Genomic DNA, 19,803 nt, shown 5'->3' with positions numbered 1-19,803 from the left:
CCCTGTCTTATAGAACAGACCTTATAGGAAGACAAATTATGATCAGAATTACGACACAAAAAGACATGCCTGCGGTGCTGGATATCCATCGCCTCGCCTTTGAGGAAGAAGACGAAGCAATCCTTGTGGAAAATCTACTGGATGATGAAACAGCATATCCGCTTTTATCCTTGTTGATGGAAGAGGACGAGGAGATTCTGGGGCATATTTTGTTCACCAAGGCTTCTGTGGAAGCAAGCGATGTTTCCGCCATGTTGCTGGCCCCCTTGGCGGTGCACCCGGGTCGCCAATATAAAGGGATTGGCCAACGTTTGATGAAAGAAGGTTTTCGCCAGCTTGCAGGTATGGGGGTGGAACTGGTTTTTGTGTTGGGAGACCCTGCTTATTACCCGCGTGTGGGCTTTGTGACAGATGCGGGCGGCCAAGGTTTTGCAACGCCACAGCCCATCCCATCGCAATATCGTGAAGCTTGGATGGTAAAGGATTTAAACGGTGGGGCGATTGATCGTTATCACGGGCAAGTCCGTGTCGCTGATCAAATCAGTGCACGGGAATATTGGAGCGATTAAGTGGGGGTCATTCCTCAAATTCATGTAGAATGGCAGCCTGCCAATTCATAAAATCAGACAGGCCGTCCAGACCGGGGAACAGGGTCATCATGTTGATGCCGTAATTATTCAAATCTTTGGACAGATGTTGTTTGATCTGTTTGGGGATGATGTATTGATGCAGTTCCCCGTCTTTTTCATTTAGTTTTTTATCGGGTTTGCCGTGAACGGTGAAAACGCCGCGTTGTTGCACAATGCGTTCAGAAAAAGAATGTGGGGTAAAATAACCTGTCTTTTCTGCTTTTAAGGGGTGAGGGGATTCATCCTGCACATAATGATGTTTGGGTTTGAAGACATAAACCACACCATCGGTGTCATATTGTCCATGTACCGCAAAGAACAGGGCCACCAGTGGATTGCGGGTCCAGTCCAGCAATCGGGTGGCCAATCCGTGATGCTGGGCCAGCGCGAGATAATCCCAATCATCAATATTATCACGGGAAAAATAGGCCACAGCCTGACGTTTCCAGGCACGAAAAAAGGCGCGTTCGTATTTTAACGCGTGTTTATATTTTTTGCGCCCGATCTTGGGGATCAGGGGCCAGTCGGCTTCGCATTGTCCGCGAAACATCCAGCGTTCAAACCATTGATATTGCGACAGGGCATTATGGTAATCCCCAAAGTTTTCAACCTGAATTTCGCGCATTTTAAGGGATCAGGACAAGGGATATTTGTTGGTCTTGCTAAAGGCTTTTTTCTTGGCACCGCAAGAAGGGCATTTCCATTTTTTACCCAGTTCTTCAAAGGCGATCCCATCCATTTTGGCCGGGTCGTAAACGTATTTTGAACAACTGCAAATCCAGCGTTGCGGCTCAAACGCCTTAATAGCACCAAACCCTGCCATTGGCATCATAGCAACAGCCTTTTGAATGTTTCCGCGATATAACCACATATGAACCTCCCGTTTTTTGATTTTGAGAGTCGAAAAATACGCGGTTTCAAAGACTCTTTTATGAAGGAAATATGATTTTCGTTTATAGGGAAACCACGCCGTTTTCATCAGCCTTGTTTTCAAGGGCTGCCGCCATTAAGGCCTTGGTATAAGGCGTTTGCGGTGCATCGAAAATATCGTCGCGCAAACCTTGTTCGACAACTTGGCCGTTTTGCATGACAAGGACTTTATGGCTCATGGCACGCACGACTTTCAGGTCATGGCTGATAAAGATATAAGCCAGATTATATTTGGCTTGCAGGTTGCGTAACAATTCGACAATCTGCGCCTGAACCGACATATCCAGTGCGCTGGTGGGTTCATCCAGAATGATCAGGCGCGGGCGCAAGACGATGGCGCGGGCAATGGCGATACGCTGGCGTTGCCCCCCGCTGAATTCATGGGGGTAACGGTCCTGTGCACTGCGTTTCAGGCCGACTTCCTCCAGCACATCCCCGACGAGTTCACGGCGTTCTGCACGGGTGCCGCCTAATCCGTGAACAAGCAGGCCTTCTTCGACAATTTGCTGGACGCTCATGCGCGGGGACATGGACCCGAACGGGTCCTGAAAAACCATTTGCATTTCCTTGCGTAAGGGCCGCAGGTCTTTCGCCGGGAGGGTTTGTAGATTGTGGTTGTCAAAAACTAAGGTGCCATCGCTGTCTTCAAGGCGCAAAATGGCACGGCCCAATGTGGATTTGCCGGATCCTGATTCCCCGACAACGCCAAGAGTTTCACCTTGTCGAACCGTAAGCGTAATACCGTCGACGGCTTTCACATGATCAACGGTGCGTTTGATGATGCCGCGTTTAATGGGATACCAGACCTTGAAATCTTCAACGCGTAAAATTTCTTTATCATTAATGGTATCAGCCGGTTTCCCTGTCGGTTCAGCTGCCAGAAGTTTTTGGGTGTACGGGTGTGTGGGGGCGTCGAAAATTTGGCGACAATCGCCACTTTCAACGATTTCACCGTCATTCATCACACAGACCCGATCAGCGACATGGCGCACGATGCCAAGATCATGGGTGATCATTAAAATGGCCATGCCCAGCTTGGCCTGCAATTCTTTGAGCAGTTTTAAAATTTGTGCCTGAACGGTGACATCAAGGGCGGTTGTCGGTTCATCTGCGATCAGGATGTCCGGTTCGTTCGCCAAGGCCATTGCGATCATAATGCGTTGTTGTTGCCCCCCGCTGAATTGATGCGGCAGGGCCTTGAGACGGTCTTCGCTGGTGGCATTTTCCAGACCGACGAGTTTTAGCAGTTCAATGACCCGTGCGCGTGCCTGGCGCTTGGTCATCATTTTATGGACAAAGAGAACTTCGGAAATCTGGCGTTCAATGGAATGCAGCGGATTAAGCGAGGTTAAGGGTTCCTGAAAAATCATGGCAATACGGTTGCCGCGAATGCCGCGAATGGTGTGTTCTTTGCAGCCTAGTAATTCCTCACCATCCAGTTTGATGGATCCTTTTGGGTGGTGGGCGTGGGGATATGGCAGCAGTTGCAGGATGGATAAGGCGCTGACGGATTTACCGGACCCGGATTCCCCAACCAAAGCCAGTGTTTCCCCCCTTTCCAGATGGAAGGAAACACCGCGCACGGCCACATCATCGCCAAAGCAAACATGCAGGTCTTTAATGTCGAGTAAAGGGGCGCTCATTGAAATGTCTTCCTTGGGTCAAAGGCATCTCGCACAGCTTCGCCAATAAAAATCAGCAAAGACAGCATGAGGGAGAGAACGAAAAACGCACTTAGCCCCAGCCACGGGGCTTGCAGATTATTTTTACCCTGATTCAGCAGTTCACCCAGTGAGGCACTGCCCGGGGGCAGGCCAAATCCAAGGAAATCCAACGCGGTCAGGGTTGTGATGGACCCGTTCAGGATAAAGGGTAAAAAGGTAAAGGTCGCCACCATCGCATTGGGGAGAACGTGGCGGATGATGATGGTGTGGTCGCTGACGCCCAAGGCCTTGGCGGCGCGGACAAAATCAAAATTACGCGCGCGCAGAAATTCGGCACGCACCAGCGAGACAAGCGCAATCCATGAAAACAGCAGCATAATTCCCAATAGCCACCAGACGTTCGGTTCGACAAAACTGGCAAGGATGATCAATAGATACAGGGTGGGCAGGCCGGACCAGACCTCAATCACCCGTTGGCCGATCAGATCAATAAGGCCTGCGAAATATCCCTGAATGGCCCCGGCGGCAATACCGATGATGGAACTCAGGATGGTTAAACCCAATCCAAACAGGACCGAAATCCGAAATCCATAAATAATTCGCGCCACCACATCACGTCCCTGATCATCCGTACCTAACCAGTTGTCGGCACTGGGTGGGGCGGGGGTGGGTACGGTCAGGGCATAATTGATACTGTCGTAACTGTAGCGCACCATCGGCCAAATAATCCATCCCCCGGTGTCCGTGATCAGGGCTTGAACTTCGGGATCACGGTATTCGGCCTCGGTTTCAAAAAAACCGCCGAATGTGGTTTCGGGATATTCCTTTAAGAACGGGGTGTAAAGCCCCCCTTCATAGGAAATCAAAAGTGGTTTGTCGTTGGCAATCAGTTCGGCAAACAGGGACAAGACAAACAAGAACAGAAAAATCCACAGGGACCAATAGCCCCGTTTGTTGGTTTTAAAATTCTGCCAGCGGCGTTGATTGATCGGGCTCATCATCTTGTTACCTCGCCTCGAAATCAACGCGGGGATCAACGATGTGATACATGATATCTCCGATCAGGTTCAGCACCAACCCCACCAGCGTGAAGAAATAAAGTGTGCCGAAGACCACCGGATAATCACGGTTAATGGCGGCTTCAAATCCCAAAAGGCCAAGCCCGTCGAGGGAGAAAATAATTTCGGTCAACAAGGATCCGGTAAAAAACACCCCGATAAAAGTCGCGGGGAAACCCGCAATGACAATCAGCATGGCATTGCGAAACACATGTTTATAAAGCACACGGTTTTCCGTTAAGCCTTTGGCGCGTGCGGTGACGACATATTGTTTGTTAATCTCTTCCAGAAAGGAATTTTTGGTCAACATGGTGAGGCTTGCAAACCCACCGACCACCATGGAAAAGACAGGCAGGGCAATATGCCAGAAATAGTCTGTGATTTGTCGCCATGTGGACAGTTCTGCCCAATTATCCGATGTCAGGCCACGAATGGGGAACCAGTCGAGATAACGCCCACCGGCAAAGACCACCATCAGGAAAATCGCAAAGAGAAAGCTGGGTATCGCATTGCCCAGAATAACAGCCCCGCTTGTCCAGATATCGAAACGCGATCCATCGCGCACGGCCTTTTTAATGCCTAGGGGGATAGAGATGAGATAAATCAGCAGGGTTGACCAGATCCCTAATGAGATGGAAACCGGCATTTTTTGCAAGACCAGATCGACAACGCTTTGATCGCTGTAAAAGCTGTTGCCGAAATCAAAACGGACATAGTTGCCAAGCATCTGGAAAAAACGCTCATGGGCGGGCTTGTCAAAACCGAATTGTTTTTCCAATTGGGCGATTAATTCAGGGGGGACCCCTTGTGCCCCGCGATATTGGGAATTTGCATTGGTGCCAATGCTGGGGGCAGCGCCTTTGACCTCACCACCGTCTGTACCGGAAACACGTGCGGTGGCATCAACCGCCTCGCCCTGAATTTGTGCCAGCATTTGTTCGACCGGTCCGCCGGGGGCAGCCTGAATGATGACGAAGTTCAACACCATAATGCCGAAGAGTGTCGGAACGATCAGCAATAAGCGTCGAATGATATAGGCAAGCATGAGCGAATGGAGCCTCGTTTCGGTTTATTTTCTTATTTGTATGGGAACGTTTAAGTCGGGGCAAGCCCAACCTTGTCCTTGAGGGAAACATTAATGTCCGAAAATGGCGAGTTTTTGGCAAGCAATCGTGTAAACTACATTTATGAAACTTGAACATGACATATGCTATCAGGCGCTAAAAAGCCGTGATGCCCGATTTGATGGCCGATTTTTTACCGGGGTTTCCTCTACGGGAATTTTTTGTCGTCCGGTCTGCCCGGCTTCGACGCCCAAGCCTGAAAATTGTACGTTTTTTGCCTCTGCCAGTGCGGCCCTTCAAGCAGGTTTTCGCCCTTGTCTACGTTGTCGCCCCGAAAGTGCCCCGGCAAGCCCGGCGTGGATCGGGACCGAAGCGACCGTAAAACGGGCCTTGAGCCTGATTGAAGACGGGGCACTGGATGACGGACAATCCCTGGAGAGCCTTTGTAACAGATTGGGTGTTGGGGAACGACACTTACGCCGACTGTTCCAGACACATTTGGGGGCCTCGCCCAAGCAGATTGCCCTGACGCGGCGCTTGATGTTTGCCAAAAAACTGTTGGCACAAACCGATGCGTCCGTGATGGATATTGCGCTGGCAGCCGGGTTCAACAGTTTGCGCCGTTTTAACGATGCTTATAAAAAGACCTTTGATTTTGCGCCTTCCTTTGAACGCAAGAAAAGTAAGGAAAATGAAAAGGCAAATCCGTGTGACTCTTTCACCCTTCATTTCAATTATCGCCCTCCCTTTGATTGGGCAGGGTTGCTTGCCTTTTTTGAAAGCCGTGCGATTGATGCGGTGGAACAGGTGACAGAAAATGGTTATCTGCGACGGATTGCGATGGAGGAACAGATTGCAACGGTGAGGATCACGCATGATGATCAACGCAACCGTCTGAAAGCCCATATCAGTGGTGTTGATGTGCAGCATTTACGCCCTTTATCACAAAAAATCCGGCGCGTGTTTGATCTGGATGCAGACCCTGCCATTATCAATACTGACTTATCCCGCCATGATGTCTTGCGTGATTTGGTGAGGACAACGCCGGGGTTGCGTGTGCCCGGTGCATGGGATGGGTTTGAGATTGCCGTGCGCGCTGTTATTGGACAACAGATCAGTGTCAAAGGGGCGCGAACTATCTGCAACCGGGTTGTCGAACGGGTAGGGAAAACGGTTTTTCCCACACCATTGGATATAGAAACCACCGATCTGGATGGATTGGGGTTGACCGGGCGACGGATTACCACCTTGAAAAAACTGGCGGCAAGCTGGCCTGCATTGGATTGCACAAAGGGGGTGGAAAGATTGCTAAAGGATCTCTGCGACCTTCCCGGCATTGGTCCGTGGACGGCCCATTACATTATTATGCGGGCTTTCGGGGAACCTGATATTTATCCGGTTGCCGATCTTGGTCTGGTTCGGGCGCTGGAAAAACTGGATCAACCTGCCGGGAAAAAAGATATGGAACAGTTTTTTGACAATCTGCGCCCTTGGCGGGCCTATGGTGCGCTGCATTTATGGAAGGTTCTGACATGACGGTTCTTTATGGGGATCAATTTGACAGTCCCTGTGGTCAGATTTCAATCGTTTTTGACGAACTTGATCGCTTGTATCATTTGGATTTTCCGGATCAGGGGGATCGTCAGCAAAAATTATTGGCAAAACGATTTGGGGTTGTTGAGCTGAAACAAGCAAGATCCGATGTTATCCGTTCCGCATTAAAGGCCTATTTTGACGGTAAATATGGTGCTTTGCGCAAGCTTTCTTGTGTGCAGGGTGGAACAGATTTTCAGCGCCAGGTCTGGGATAAACTTTGTGAAATTCCTACGGGTGAAACCTGGAGCTATCGCCAATTGGCACTTGAGATCGGTAATGAAAAGGCCGTGCGCGCAGTGGCTCGTGCAAATGCATTGAATCCGCTTTCCATTATTTATCCCTGTCACCGGGTGATCGGTTCGGATGGCAGCTTGACCGGATATGCCGGTGGGTTGAGCAGAAAAGAATGGCTGTTGCGACATGAAGGCGCTATTCTCGCCGCCTTATGACATTAATTCTAATTAAAACCTTTGTAACGATTTCTATCGTTTTGGGATTATCCATCGTGGCGGAGCGGGTCAGCCCGCGCTGGGCTGGACTGTTGGGCGGATATCCGTTGGGAACCGCGATTGTCCTTATTTTTATCGGTTATGAAGAAGGCACGGCTTTTGCGGCAAATAGTGCCGTTCATACCTTGGCAGGTTTAACCGCAAACTTATGTGTTTTTGCGGCCTATGGTCTGGTTCTGACGTTGCGACCTAATAGCGGGTTTATTCTGCCAACGCTCTGTACGGTGATGGCGTTTTTGGCCGTGGGGGTCCCGTTAAGCTGGATTGATTTCACCTTACCGATTGCCTTGGGTTTTATTGTTATTGTTGTGATTTTATGCATTTTTACGTTTCGCCATTTTGCGGAAATGAAAATTAGCAAGGCAGTGAGATTGAGCTTCTGGGTAACGGCCATTCGTGCGGCGATGGCCTGTTTTGTTGTGCTGTCTATTACGGGATTGGCCCATTCGCTGGGACCCGAAATGGCCGGGGTCCTTGCCGGTTTCCCGTCAACGGTTTTACCGATGATTGTTATTGTTCATTTTACCTATGGTCCGGCCCCGGTTCTAACCGTTATTAAACATTTTCCCAGTGGTTTAGGGGCGATGATCACTTTTGGTGTGGTTTATGCGTTGTACCTTGTCGATCTGGGATTAGGGCTTGGAACGCTTGTCTCCTTTGGGGCTGCAACGATCTATTTGTTGGGGTTTTCCCTCATACAAGAAAAAATGCGCCGGATAAAATCCAGCGCATAATAAATAGTTTGAAAGTCAGTCTTAAATCAGTGATTAGGCAGCTAAGGTCAAACCTTGCAAGACTTCTTCAATCGGTTGGCGTTCCTGCCACAATTTAAGAAGTGGGCGTGGTGTTAGTTTCGCGGCGACATCGGCATGTGGCGCAACAGAGAGTTGTTCATAAGAAAGCTCACCTTCGACATGCGCGCCTTTTTCAACGATGACACGGCGTGCGTGAATGGTGCCCTTGACGTGCCCGAGGATGCGAACGGTTTCGGCAATCACGTTGCCTGTTAAAGAAGCTTTGCGCCCAATCACAAGGGTATCGACTTCGATGGACCCTTCGACATTGCCACGCAAGTCCAAAGAACCTTGACCGATTAAATCCCCTTGAATAAGGCGGTTACGTTTCACGATTGCTTTTTTAGGTTTTAGAAACATGAGACAGACTTTCTAATAAATTTTGTATCTGTAGCCAGTATGTCGCAAAGGTGTAAACAACCGATTAACAGATACCTAAAATGGACAGTTTGGTCATTTGCCCATTTTAGGTTGATGCGTGTGCAATTTGTAATTACAGGTTTTGTCCGACAAATGCAATAAGCTCGTCCAGATATTGCTGGACCTGACGCGACGGTTCTTCGACTTGTTCAACCAGCGAGATTGCTTCATCCAGTTTATGGTCGTTATAAGCCCGTGCGGCGGCAATGCCCAAGGCATGAACCTGTTCGTGCGGCCCGTTAATGGCAGAAAAGGCCGGGTGTGTTTTAACGGCTTCGTCCTGATCCCCGAAGTACCATTTGCCCAGACGGCAATGTTGGTGATCCGATAGCTCGTTCGGGTCCAGTTTTGCGCGCCCGACCAGCATGTCCGCCAGTTTTTTGCGCCAGATCATATGATCGGCCTTGGCCCGGATGAGATCACGGGATGGGAAGTCGTGACGCATCAAGGCTTCCATTTGATCGCCGATCAATTTTTCGGTTTCATCCATTTCATCAAGAACGATGGAATTAGCCTTCAGGTTTTCAGCCGACATATCCGAAATTGTTGTGGCATGCGTGGAGGTTTCTTGTGTCACCCCTTGCTGCTGTTCCAAAACAGAGGCAATTTCCTGCATATCAGATGTAACGCGTGTGACACCACGATCAATTTCTTCCATACTTTTCAGCGTGGATGTGATGATCTGTTGACCGTTTTCAACCGCCTCGGCCCCTTCGGACATGGATTTGGTAATACTTTCCATTTCATTGCGCAGAAGTTCAATGCGATCATTAATATCGCTGGTGGCCCGTTCTGTTTGATTAGCAAGGTTTTTGACTTCGGAGGCAACAACAGCAAAACCTTTGCCGGCTTCACCCGCGCGTGCAGCTTCGATGGTTGCGTTTAGCGCCAGCAGGTTTGTCTGGCTGGCGATATTGTTAATCAGGCCGACCACTTCACCGATTTTGCTGGAGGCATCGGCGAGATCTTGTAATTTTTCGACCGCTTCTGTCACAGAATGAGAGATCGTATTGATCGCATCGATGGCTTCTTGTGAGCCTTGCATACTTTGCTGGACAATTTCCTGAAGATGGTTGGCTTCAGAAGAACTGTTATGTGTGTTTTCGGAAATTTCGTGAATGGATGCGGACATTTCTTCCATTGCCGAGGCCAATGACTGGGCGATATGGTTGAGTTGGCCAAGGCTGCGGGCAGAATGGGCCACAGAAATAACCGTTGAGTTATTGGAAATGGAGAGGCCAACGGAACGCGATAAATTGACCTCAGCACGGCGTTCGTTTTCTTGCGCTAGAAATTTAAGCTTGTTTGTAAGCTCGTCTTTACCTTCCGGCACATCTTGGTAGTTACGGGCCAAAATGGCTTCCACCTGTTGCATGGCGAGTGAAAATTCACAGCGTTCTGTTTCCATGGCAGTCTCAGATGTCTGTGCTTGGCCTTCGATATCACGATGGTCCGTTTTCTTTGAGAAAAATGACATATTGGATCCCCCCTTATGGTTGTTTGTGCGGAAAGTCTCATAAATACAGGCTTTATGCAACGAATCCCTTCACTTTAAGTGGTTATACTTAGCAACAAAATGGTTATTATTGTATTTATAAAAGTGCGTAAAAAGAGTAATTGAACATGCTTAGGCATAAAAAAAGCCGATGAGATAAAACTCACCGGCCTTTTTTATTTTTTGCATCAATGCCTTACTGGCGTTCGAACTGCAATTTTTTGATTTCTGCAATCGCCTTACCCGGGTTCAAACCTTTCGGGCAGGTGTTGGTGCAGTTCATGATCGTGTGACAACGATAAACTTTAAATGGATCATTCAAATCATCCAAACGTTTACCGGTTGCTTCGTCACGGCTATCTGCGATCCAGCGGTAGGCTTGCAGCAGAACCGCCGGGCCGAGGTAACGATCACCGTTCCACCAATAGCTCGGGCAGGAGGTCTGACAGGAGAAGCACAAAATGCATTCCCACAAACCGTCCAGTTTTTCACGTTCTTCAATAGATTGCAGACGTTCCTGGTTGGCAGGGGCCGGTGTGTCGGCCTGCATCCAAGGTTCGACAGAACGCAACTGAGCGTAAGGCATGTTCAGGTCCGGCACCAAGTCTTTGATGACCGGCATGTGCGGCAAGGGATAAATCGCACAATCGCCTTTTACATCGGCGATGGGTTTCAAACATGCCAGCGTGTTTGTCCCGTCAATGTTCATTGCGCAAGATCCGCAGATCCCTTCGCGACAAGAACGGCGGAATGTCAGCGTTGTATCAATTTCATTTTTGATTTTGATCAGCGCATCCAAAATCATCGGGCCGCAATCATCGAGATCAATCTCGAAGGTATCCAGACGCGGGTTTTCACCTGAATCAGGATCGTAGCGATAGATTTTGAACTTCTTAACGTTCTTTGCCCCGGCAGGAGCTTTGAAGGTTTTGCCTTCTTTAACCACCGAATTGGCGGGTAGAGAAAATTCAGCCATTTTCCAAGCTCCCCTTAGTAAACACGTTCTTTAGGTACGATATATTCGACTTCGTCCGTTAATGTCCATGTGTGGACCGGACGGTAGTCAAGCTCAATGGAACCGTCTTCCTTGACGTAAGCCAATGTGTGCTTCATCCATTCTTCATCGTCACGGTTCGGGAAGTCTTCGTGGGCATGTGCCCCACGTGATTCCTTACGCGCGTCGGCTGAAACAATGGTTGCTTTCGCACAGGCCATCAGGTTTTCAAGCTCAAGCGTTTCCACAAGGTCGGAGTTCCAGACCATAGAACGGTCGGTGACCTTCAGGCTTTCCATCTTTTTGGATGTTTCAAACAGTTTCTCAACACCCTCAGCCAGAACTTCAGAAGTCCGGAAGACTGCGGCGTGACCTTGCATGACTTTTTGCATTTCAAGGCGAACGTCAGCTGTTTTATGCTCCCCGTTTGCATTGCGCAGACCGTCAAAACGTTTGATGATATTGTCTGTTATGTCTTCTGACAGGGCTTTGTGCGGTTGACCGGCTTTCATCGTTTCAGAACAACGGATCGCAGCAGCACGACCAAAGACAACGATATCAAGCAGGGAGTTCGTCCCCAGACGGTTGGCCCCGTGTACGGACGCGGACGCACATTCGCCGATTGCCATCAAACCTTCGCAGACCGCATCCGGGTCGTCTTTGGTCGGACGGATCACTTCGCCATGATAGTTGGTCGGAATACCACCCATGTTGTAGTGAACGGTCGGCAGAACCGGGATCGGTTCTTTGGTTGCGTCCACACCGGCAAAGATTTTCGCTGTTTCGGTAATGCCCGGCAGGCGTTTCCACAGTTCTTCCGCCGGAAGGTGTTCCAGATGGAGATAAATATGGTCGTTTTCTTTACCAACACCACGGCCTTCACGAATTTCCATTGCCATAGAACGTGAAACAACATCACGTGAGGCAAGGTCTTTCGCAGTCGGCGCGTAGTTCGGCATGAAACGCTCACCTTCAGAGTTGGTGAGATAGCCGCCTTCGCCCCGCGCGCCTTCGGTGATCAAACAGCCGGAGCCATAGATACCGGTCGGGTGGAATTGTACGAATTCGTGATCCTGTAGCGGAATGCCGGCACGTGCCGCCATACCGTTACCGTCACCGGTACAGGTGTGGGCAGATGTACAAGAGAAGAACGCACGGCCATACCCACCTGTCGCCAGCACAACTTTGTGCGCGCGGAAACGGTGCAGTTTACCTGTGTCCAGATCCCAGGCGAGCAAGCCACGGCATGTGCCGTCTTCGTCCATCAACAGGTCGATACCGATATATTCAACAAAGAATGTGGCATCATGTTTCAGACACTGGGAATAAAGCGTGTGCAAAATGGCGTGACCTGTACGGTCAGCCGCAGCACAAGCACGTTGAACCGGCGCTTCGCCGTAGTTGGACATATGTCCACCGAACGGGCGCTGGTAGATTTTACCTTCTTCCGTACGTGAAAACGGCACACCGAAATGTTCCAGTTCCTGTACTGCCGGAATGGCGTTGCGACACATATATTCAATCGCGTCTTGGTCACCGAGCCAGTCGGAGCCCTTGACGGTATCGTACATATGCCATTGCCATTTGTCCTCTGCCATGTTGCCCAGTGCAGCGCCAACGCCACCTTGAGCCGCCACAGTATGAGAACGTGTCGGGAAAACTTTGGTTACACAAGCCGTTTTCAGGCCTGTCGCTGCCATACCGAGTGTCGCGCGCAAACCTGCACCACCAGCACCCAGTACGACCACGTCATATTCGTGTTCGATAATTTCGTAGGCATGAGCCATGGTTCATTAGCCTCCAAAGGCAACGCGCAGAACTGCGGTAATGGACGCAAAGCCCATCAGTGCTGCGATCAGTTTGATAAACACCAGAAGGAAAACCTTCTTGGCTTCACAGGATACGTAGTCTTCAATCACGACCTGAAGGCCGAGAACTGCGTGATAGAACATCGTGAAGATGAACAGGCAGAGGAAAACAACGTTGCCGTGATCACCGAGCCAGTCCTTGTAGGCGGCATAATCGGCATCGGCGAGGCCAATGAGAGAGAAGACGAACCAAAGAGACAGCGGCACAAGGGCAATCGCGGTTAAGCGTTGATGCCACCAGTGATGGACGCCGTTCTTTGTAGAGCCGAGGCTGCGCGCCTGACCCAAATAGCTTTGCATTTTCATTCGTTCATCCTCACAGCGCTGCAAAAATCCAGAAGGTCACCGTCAGAATAACGGCGAGACCGATGGTCACGCGGCCAGAAGCCACGAGATCTTCTTTTTCAAGTCCACGAACCGTGTCCCAACGCAGGTGACGGATCCCGTTTACGAGGTGATAAAACAGGCACGCAGTCCAGCCGAAGACGATGATCATTCCAAACCAGGACGTCATCAGGGCTTGTGCCGTTGCGAAAGCTTCTGGACCGTACGCGGCTGCGACAATCCAATAAGTGAAAAAGACCAGACCAAGGGACATAATAATCCCTGTCATCCGGTGTGTAATTGACATTTTGCCGGCGAGCGGCAGTTTATAAACTTGTAGGTGCGGCGATAAGGGCCGATTTCCCGTTGTCATGGAGCGGTTCCTTTAACCATGAAAAAGAGGGATGCTGAAAAACATTCTGGGTTTACCCCTCCGAACGACCGAAGTCAATCGCCGCCACGCATTTCGGTTAAAATTAAGGAAAATATAGGGGTTCAGAGGCGAGTGGTATGACCGCTGAGCGGCAAAATCGGACAATTTCGATGGGAGAGCGAACAAAATCGGTATTGGAATGCGTATTTATGTCGTGGATTCGTTGCAATGCACAATGAAAGAACGTTCTGAGAATGAAAATTGTTCTAAAGTTATATGCAACTTATAGGTCACTCGTCCCACTTCTCAGGCACGCCCGGTGGGCTTTCTTCAAAGGGGGAGCCTTTGCGAAAAATTGGACTGCCGTGACTGGTCTGTGTGGGCAATTCTTCGGTCGGGCCACCTGCGCGCACCGGACGTGGGGCAAAACGTCCCATGCTTTGAACCCGGTCATACATAACAAGTGCACCGGCAACCCCGACATTGACGCAAAATTTCATTGGAATTTTGATAATATGATCACAACGATCAATCGTGCTTTGCGGCAAGTTGGATCGTTCGGGGCCTAATATATAAGCCGCTTGGGTGGGGTGGCGAAAACTCGGCAGTTCAATAGCATCTTCGGTGAGTTCCACCCCGACCAATTGGCAACCTTTGGGCAAGAGCATATCTTCCAACGTGGGGAATGCATAAAACGGGGTGTGCTCTAGTGATTTGGAGGTATCGGCCTTGTTGCCTTTGCGTTTTGTATATTGGGCATCGACCGTATAGACAAAACTTGCGCCAAAAGCATGCGCGGTGCGAAACAGATTGCCAACGTTGAACGGTTTGTTGACGCCGTGAATGCCAATGCCGAAATATCCGCGCATAGTGTCTTTCTCCAGAACGCAAAGCTTGCTACAAAAGTGTTCTCTACCTATCGCGCTCACCCACATTGATCAAGGAGTTCTTACATGAAAGCGGCCCTGTGTACGTCATTTGATGGATATCAGTCCCTTGACCTTGCGGATGTTGCAGTCCCCGAACCGGGGGCCGGACAGGTCTTAATTCGTGTGCAAGCGAGCGCTTTGAATTTTGCAGATAGCCTTATTGTAAAAGGCAAGTATCAGGTCAAGCCACCTTTGCCGTTTTCCCCCGGTCTGGAATGCGCTGGTGTGGTGGAGGCAATGGGTGCAGATGTGGAAAGCTGTAAAGTCGGTCAACGGGTGATGGCCGTGCTGGATTGGGGTGGGTTTGCCGAATATGCCCTGGCAACAGCATCAGATGTTTACCCGATTGCCGATAATCTGGATTTTACCACGGCGGCAGCTATCCCGGTTGCCTATGGCACATCCCATCATGGTTTGATCGTGAAAGCTGGCTTAAAGGCGGGCGAAACGCTGGTTGTGCATGGGGCTGCTGGTGGTGTCGGTCTAACGGCGGTGGAAATCGGCAAACGGGTTGGGGCAACGGTGATTGCCACAGCAGGCGGGCCGGAAAAACTGGCCATTTGTAAAGAACACGGCGCGGATCATTTGATCGATTATCGCGAAGGCGGTGTGCGTGAAAAAATAAAGGAACTGACAGGTGGTCTGGGCGCGCATGTGGCCTATGACCCGGTCGGTGGGGATCTGTTTACCGAGACTTTGCGTTCGACACGACAAGACGGGCGAATTTTGGTGGTCGGGTTTGCCAGTGGGCATATCCCGCAAATCCCGGCCAATATTATTATGGTGAAAAATATCACTTGTATTGGCTATCATTGGGGGGCGTATCGCAGCCTTGATCCCGATGCCTTACGGGCCTCTTTTGCGCAATTGATGGGTTGGATTGAAGACGGCAGCTTAAAACCGCATGTGTCTTTGACGTTTAATCTGGATCAGGTGAAAGAAGCTTACGAAGCCTTGTTGTCACGCAAATCGACCGGCAAGGTGGTTGTGAAAATCAGACCGTAGCGGTTTCACGTTTGCGCAACAGACCAAGCCAGATAACCGCGATTAAGGAAATGAGGATGGGTGCAGCGATGGAGATATTGACCCAATCCCAACCCCATGCGTTTTGAATGGCTCCGCTTGAAAAACTCCCAAGCGCGACGGTGCCAAAAACAATAAAATCGTTCATTGCTTGAACCTTTGCGCGTTCTGTTGGACGGTAACATTGAGTTAACAGGCTGGAGCCACCAACGAACATAAAGTTCCAGCCAATGCCTAAGGCAACGAGGCCGAACCAGAAGTTCATTAGATCGATTCCGCTGAGTGCCAACACCATACAGGCAAGGTTGAGGATTGCCCCGATACTGATGATATTGAGAACGCCAAAACGGGAGATTAGTTTCCCCGTGAAAAAGCTGGGCAGAAACATGCCGACCACGTGCCATTGGATAACAAAGGCAGCATCGTCAAATTCAAAACCGCAGGCCACCATTGCCAACGGGGTTGCGGTCATAACAAAGCTCATAACACCGTAACCGATGGCCCCGGAAAGAACCGCAGTGATAAAGGCGGGCTGTCGGGCAATTTCTTTGAGCGCACGGGCCGGGCCGTGGCTTTCGTCATGGGCGCCGGGATCGCGAAATTTGACAAACAGGACAATCGAAATCGCCAAAAGATACAGCCCTACCAGCGAGGCAAAACCGCCTGCAAATAAAATTGGTTCGAAGTAATCGCGTGTTTGTGCGGCAAGCCACGGCCCTAAGAAGGCCGCAATAATGCCGCCTGCCATCACATAAGAAATCGCTTGGGGGCGATGGGGCGCGTCAACCACTTCTGTTGCGGCAAAACGTAGATACTGGCTGAACGCATTGGTGATGCCAAGCCCGAAACTGCCTGCTGTAAAGATCCAGTAGGAATTTTCAAAAATCCCCCATGTGGCGAGCAGAGCGGCACTGACACCGATGCAAAAGCCAACGAAAAATCCAGCTTTTCGACCAATTTTCCCCATGAGAAGGGAGGCCGGGATCGTTGCGCACATCATACCGACAAACTGGATGGCAAGGGGCAGGGTTGCCATTGCCGGATCTTTCGCCAGATAGGTTCCGGTCAGGGCGGTCAGCGTCATAATCAGGCTGGACCCGCTCATCATCATGGCTTGACAGCCTGCCAGTAAAAAAACCTGCCAGCGGTCTGCGTTCCAATTGTACGTATATGTCTGTGTGCTCATAAGCTTGTGATACAGGTTGCCAGCACGATTGGAAATGCTTATTTTAGCACCCCAATTGAAATTCGACGTTCTTCTATATCAGCTATATATAAAGAGAGCGTTTTATTTAACCTGAAGGATTTAGTGCAATGACAGCGCAAGAAGCTCAAGATATCAAGGCGATGATGACAGACCTCGGCCAAAATGCAAAAGCGGCCGCTTTGGAACTGTCCGTTGCCCCAACTGAGCAAAAAAATGATGCGCTGTTAAAAGCGGCCGCCCTTCTGCGTAGCCATACGGACAAGATCAAGCAGGCCAATGCCAAGGATATGGCCGCCGGGGAGCAAAAGGGTCTAAGCAGTTCTTTGCTGGATCGCCTGATGTTAGATGATGCTCGTGTGGAAGCAATGGCAAAAGGGTTGGAAGCCATTGCCCAATTGCCCGATCCGGTCGGCGAAGTCATGTCCCAATGGGACCGCCCCAACGGTTTAAACATCGCGCGCGTGCGCGTACCGTTAGGAGTGATCGGTATCATTTACGAATCGCGTCCCAACGTAACGGCAGATGCCGGTGCTTTGTCGTTGAAGTCGGGCAATGTGGCGATTTTGCGTGGCGGATCTGAAAGTTTTCATTCCAGCCATGCGATTATGGATTGTCTGGTTGAAGCCCTTGAACAAGCGGGTCTGCCCAAGACTTGTATTCAAATGATCCCGACAACAGACCGTGCCGCCGTTGGTGAAATGCTGACCATGTCCGATGTCATCGACGTGATTGTACCGCGTGGTGGCAAAGGATTGATTGAACGTATCACACGCGAATCAAAAATTCCCTTGTTCAAGCACCTTGACGGGATTTGCCATATCTATGTGGATGAAGCCGCCGACCTGGAAAAAGCGCGCAAGGTTGTTGTAAACGGCAAAATGCGCCGCACGGGAATTTGCGGGGCGACAGAAACCTTGTTGGTCAATCGTGCGGTTGTCGATAGCCACCTTGGTGCGATTGTGAATGATTTGATTGAGGCCGGCTGTCAATTGCGCGGCGATGCGGAAGCTTGCGCCGTGGATAGCCGGATTACCCCTGCAACTGAGGAAGACTGGGGCACAGAATATCTCGATGCCATTCTTTCCATTAAGGTTGTGGGCGATGTGAACGAGGCGGTGAACCATATCAATACTTATGGATCGCACCATACCGATTGCATCATTACCGAAGACGGTGCAACGGCGGAAAACTTCCTCAATCGGGTAGATAGCGCGATTTGTGTGCTTAATGCCTCCACACAATTTGCCGATGGCGGTGAATTTGGCATGGGGGCGGAAATCGGCATTTCCACGGGTAAAATGCATGCCCGTGGTCCGGTGGGGGTCGAACAGCTCACCAGCTTTAAATATAAGGTGCGCGGTGACGGTCAGTGCCGTCCGTAAATATTGGCAATGGCAATTCCGTCTTTTGGACCGCAAACGAAAATGACAGTTGGGCTTCTGGGGGGGTCGTTTAATCCGGCCCACTCCGGTCATGTCTATATTTCCGAGTTGGCCTTGCGTAAATTGAAACTGGATCATGTCTGGTGGCTGGTCAGTCCGCAAAACCCGTTAAAACCGACAAAAGGGATGGCACCGCTTGCCCAAAGGGTGGCTTCGGCGCAAAAAGTGGTGCGTAATTCGCGGATTCAGATTACAACACTTGAAACGCAACTCAACACCCGCTATACCGCCGACACGCTTGAAGCATTGAAGCGACGTTATCCCAATATTCGTTTTGTCTGGATTATGGGTGCCGATAATCTGGCGAGCTTTCATCGCTGGAAGAATTGGCAGAAAATCTTTGGCACCTGCGGGATTGCCATTTTTCACCGTCCGTCCTATGCTTTAAGGGCGCTGTCGTCGCTGGCGGCACAACGTTTTACGCATTACAGATTGTCAGATCGCAAAGCCTCTGTTTTAAAACGTAAAACGCCACCGTCCTGGGTTTTTTTGCCCATTCGCGGGATGCCGATATCAGCGAGCGAGATTCGAAAACAAATGAAGGACTAGGACCATAGCACGCAAACAAAACGGCCAGATGACTTCCAAGGAAATTTTGGAATTGGCTGTCACCTCACTTGATGACGACAAGGCGAAAGATATCGTTACCATCGATTTGGCAGGGAAATCCAGCATTGCCGATCACCTTGTTATTGCGTCCGGTACATCCCAGCGTCAAGTTGTCGCGATGGCGGAACATTTGATGGAAAAGCTCAAAGCGCAAGGTCTGAAAGGCCTGTTTGCCGAAGGTAAAGAACAAGGCGATTGGGTCGTGATTGACGCATTCGATGTGATTGTTCATCTTTTCCGCCCGGAAGTCCGTGAATTCTACAATCTTGAAAAGATGTGGAATGTATCCATACCGGAAAGCGGAACCAGCGAAGAAAATTCCGAACATATCGGTTAAGTGCCATGCAGGCACGTTGCCATATCCTTGCGATGGGCAAGTGGAAGAAGGGGCCTGAAAAAGACCTCTTCGATACCTATTGTGCGCGCATGCGACCTGCCCCGGTTCTTAAAGAACTGGATGTGCGCAAAAAACTTTCAGGGCCGGAACTGAAACAGGCTGAAGCCGAACTGTTGTTAAATGCGATCCCGAACGGGGCGGTGGTTGTTGCGTTGGATGAACGGGGCAAGACCATGAGCAGCCGTGATTTTGCCGGTAAAATTGGTCAATGGCAGGATCGGGGCGTTGGTGATATTACCTTTATTATCGGTGGGGCGGACGGTCTGGATGAAACGGTGCGCCAACGTGCGGATCTGTTGATCAGTTTCGGGGCGATGACATGGCCTCATATGCTGGTGCGTCCGATGTTGGCCGAACAATTGTTTCGTGCCGATGCGATTCTATCCGGTCATCCTTATCATCGGGATTGATTTTTAAATTGAGCGCAAATGTATCGTTGGGCGCTGAAATTACGCATCGGGGATTTGTTCTCTTTCCC

22 protein-coding genes are annotated in these 19,803 nt (G+C 50.2%); 9 read left to right on the top strand and 13 right to left on the bottom strand.

Going from position 1 to position 19,803, the window contains the following annotated elements:
- The first annotated feature begins 38 nt into the window (after nt 1–38).
- The gene (locus tag IEW74_RS08525) at nt 39–569 is read left to right on the top strand and encodes a GNAT family N-acetyltransferase (RefSeq protein ID WP_188663815.1); all 531 of its coding nucleotides are present in this window, start codon (nt 39–41) and stop codon (nt 567–569) included.
- 7 nt (nt 570–576) lie between these two features.
- Here IEW74_RS08525 and IEW74_RS08520 read toward each other — a convergent pair whose 3' ends face one another.
- The 5 genes from IEW74_RS08520 to IEW74_RS08500 form a co-directional block, all read right to left on the bottom strand.
- Nucleotides 577–1,254, bottom strand: coding sequence for an FRG domain-containing protein (locus tag IEW74_RS08520; protein WP_188663814.1), 678 nt, complete (start codon nt 1,252–1,254; stop codon nt 577–579).
- 9 nt (nt 1,255–1,263) lie between these two features.
- Complete coding sequence (locus tag IEW74_RS08515) at nt 1,264–1,500, bottom strand: rubredoxin (RefSeq protein ID WP_229734283.1); 237 nt, start codon at nt 1,498–1,500, stop codon at nt 1,264–1,266.
- A gap of 82 nt (nt 1,501–1,582) precedes the next feature.
- The gene (locus IEW74_RS08510) at nt 1,583–3,202 is read right to left on the bottom strand and encodes an ABC transporter ATP-binding protein (RefSeq protein WP_188663812.1); all 1,620 of its coding nucleotides are present in this window, start codon (nt 3,200–3,202) and stop codon (nt 1,583–1,585) included.
- Entirely contained in the window at nt 3,199–4,224 is a 1,026-nt protein-coding gene (locus IEW74_RS08505; protein ID WP_188663810.1) for an ABC transporter permease, read from the bottom strand. The genes IEW74_RS08510 and IEW74_RS08505 overlap by 4 nt, the downstream gene beginning before the upstream one ends.
- 4 nt (nt 4,225–4,228) lie before the next feature.
- Nucleotides 4,229–5,326 carry a microcin C ABC transporter permease YejB gene (locus tag IEW74_RS08500; RefSeq protein ID WP_188663808.1) on the bottom strand — a complete coding sequence of 366 codons (1,098 nt, stop codon included), beginning with the start codon at nt 5,324–5,326 and terminating at the stop codon, nt 4,229–4,231.
- A gap of 142 nt (nt 5,327–5,468) precedes the next feature.
- Here IEW74_RS08500 and IEW74_RS08495 point away from each other — a divergent pair, with 142 nt between their 5' ends.
- The 3 genes from IEW74_RS08495 to IEW74_RS08485 are packed head-to-tail and all read left to right on the top strand — an operon-like array spanning nt 5,469 to nt 8,184.
- The gene (locus tag IEW74_RS08495) at nt 5,469–6,881 is read left to right on the top strand and encodes a DNA-3-methyladenine glycosylase 2 family protein (RefSeq protein WP_188663806.1); all 1,413 of its coding nucleotides are present in this window, start codon (nt 5,469–5,471) and stop codon (nt 6,879–6,881) included.
- On the top strand, nt 6,878–7,390 hold the full coding sequence (locus IEW74_RS08490) for a methylated-DNA--[protein]-cysteine S-methyltransferase (protein WP_188663804.1): 513 nt from the start codon (nt 6,878–6,880) through the stop codon (nt 7,388–7,390). The genes IEW74_RS08495 and IEW74_RS08490 overlap by 4 nt, the downstream gene beginning before the upstream one ends.
- The gene (locus IEW74_RS08485) at nt 7,387–8,184 is read left to right on the top strand and encodes a hypothetical protein (RefSeq protein ID WP_188663802.1); all 798 of its coding nucleotides are present in this window, start codon (nt 7,387–7,389) and stop codon (nt 8,182–8,184) included. The genes IEW74_RS08490 and IEW74_RS08485 overlap by 4 nt, the downstream gene beginning before the upstream one ends.
- Before the next feature lie 33 nt (nt 8,185–8,217).
- On the opposite strand, the gene IEW74_RS08480 is transcribed toward IEW74_RS08485, so the two are convergent.
- The 7 genes from IEW74_RS08480 to IEW74_RS08450 all read right to left on the bottom strand — a co-directional run bounded on the left by IEW74_RS08480 (nt 8,218) and on the right by IEW74_RS08450 (nt 14,587).
- A complete protein-coding gene (locus IEW74_RS08480) occupies nt 8,218–8,604 on the bottom strand; it encodes a polymer-forming cytoskeletal protein (protein ID WP_188663800.1) in 387 nt (128 codons plus the stop codon).
- Nucleotides 8,605–8,737: 133 nt separating this feature from the next.
- Entirely contained in the window at nt 8,738–10,141 is a 1,404-nt protein-coding gene (locus IEW74_RS08475; RefSeq protein WP_188663798.1) for a methyl-accepting chemotaxis protein, read from the bottom strand.
- Nucleotides 10,142–10,355: 214 nt separating this feature from the next.
- Nucleotides 10,356–11,135 carry a succinate dehydrogenase iron-sulfur subunit gene (locus tag IEW74_RS08470; protein ID WP_188663796.1) on the bottom strand — a complete coding sequence of 260 codons (780 nt, stop codon included), beginning with the start codon at nt 11,133–11,135 and terminating at the stop codon, nt 10,356–10,358.
- Between the two features lie 14 nt (nt 11,136–11,149).
- A complete protein-coding gene (gene sdhA / locus IEW74_RS08465; RefSeq protein WP_188663794.1) occupies nt 11,150–12,940 on the bottom strand; it encodes a succinate dehydrogenase flavoprotein subunit in 1,791 nt (596 codons plus the stop codon).
- 6 nt (nt 12,941–12,946) lie between these two features.
- Nucleotides 12,947–13,327, bottom strand: coding sequence for a succinate dehydrogenase, hydrophobic membrane anchor protein (gene sdhD, locus IEW74_RS08460; RefSeq protein ID WP_188663792.1), 381 nt, complete (start codon nt 13,325–13,327; stop codon nt 12,947–12,949).
- A 10-nt stretch (nt 13,328–13,337) separates the two neighbouring features.
- Nucleotides 13,338–13,718, bottom strand: a complete 381-nt coding sequence (gene sdhC, locus IEW74_RS08455) for a succinate dehydrogenase, cytochrome b556 subunit (protein WP_188663790.1) — start codon at nt 13,716–13,718, stop codon at nt 13,338–13,340.
- A 290-nt stretch (nt 13,719–14,008) separates the two neighbouring features.
- On the bottom strand, nt 14,009–14,587 hold the full coding sequence (locus IEW74_RS08450) for an RNA methyltransferase (protein ID WP_188663788.1): 579 nt from the start codon (nt 14,585–14,587) through the stop codon (nt 14,009–14,011).
- Nucleotides 14,588–14,671: 84 nt separating this feature from the next.
- Here IEW74_RS08450 and IEW74_RS08445 point away from each other — a divergent pair, with 84 nt between their 5' ends.
- Nucleotides 14,672–15,652, top strand: a complete 981-nt coding sequence (locus IEW74_RS08445) for an NADPH:quinone oxidoreductase family protein (protein WP_188663786.1) — start codon at nt 14,672–14,674, stop codon at nt 15,650–15,652.
- On the opposite strand, the gene IEW74_RS08440 is transcribed toward IEW74_RS08445, so the two are convergent.
- Nucleotides 15,642–16,856: an MFS transporter gene (locus tag IEW74_RS08440; protein ID WP_188663784.1), complete on the bottom strand. Its 1,215-nt coding sequence runs from the start codon at nt 16,854–16,856 to the stop codon at nt 15,642–15,644. The genes IEW74_RS08445 and IEW74_RS08440 overlap by 11 nt on opposite strands.
- Before the next feature lie 128 nt (nt 16,857–16,984).
- Here IEW74_RS08440 and IEW74_RS08435 point away from each other — a divergent pair, with 128 nt between their 5' ends.
- From IEW74_RS08435 to rlmH, 4 genes are read left to right on the top strand one after another with little or no spacing between them, the layout of a single operon-like run.
- Nucleotides 16,985–18,259, top strand: coding sequence for a glutamate-5-semialdehyde dehydrogenase (locus IEW74_RS08435; protein WP_188663782.1), 1,275 nt, complete (start codon nt 16,985–16,987; stop codon nt 18,257–18,259).
- Nucleotides 18,260–18,301: 42 nt separating this feature from the next.
- The gene (locus IEW74_RS08430; protein ID WP_229734282.1) at nt 18,302–18,868 is read left to right on the top strand and encodes a nicotinate-nucleotide adenylyltransferase; all 567 of its coding nucleotides are present in this window, start codon (nt 18,302–18,304) and stop codon (nt 18,866–18,868) included.
- Nucleotides 18,869–18,896: 28 nt separating this feature from the next.
- Complete coding sequence (gene rsfS / locus IEW74_RS08425) at nt 18,897–19,265, top strand: ribosome silencing factor (RefSeq protein WP_188663778.1); 369 nt, start codon at nt 18,897–18,899, stop codon at nt 19,263–19,265.
- Nucleotides 19,266–19,270: 5 nt separating this feature from the next.
- Nucleotides 19,271–19,735 (top strand): 23S rRNA (pseudouridine(1915)-N(3))-methyltransferase RlmH, encoded by a 465-nt coding sequence (gene rlmH / locus IEW74_RS08420; protein WP_188663776.1) that lies wholly within the window; start codon nt 19,271–19,273, stop codon nt 19,733–19,735.
- Nucleotides 19,736–19,803 lie beyond the last annotated feature (68 nt).

Origin of the sequence: Terasakiella brassicae, from assembly GCF_014641495.1 — a bacterium.
GTDB classification, from domain to species: domain Bacteria; phylum Pseudomonadota; class Alphaproteobacteria; order Rhodospirillales; family Terasakiellaceae; genus Terasakiella; species Terasakiella brassicae.
This window is presented reverse-complemented; position numbering and strand designations above follow the sequence as displayed.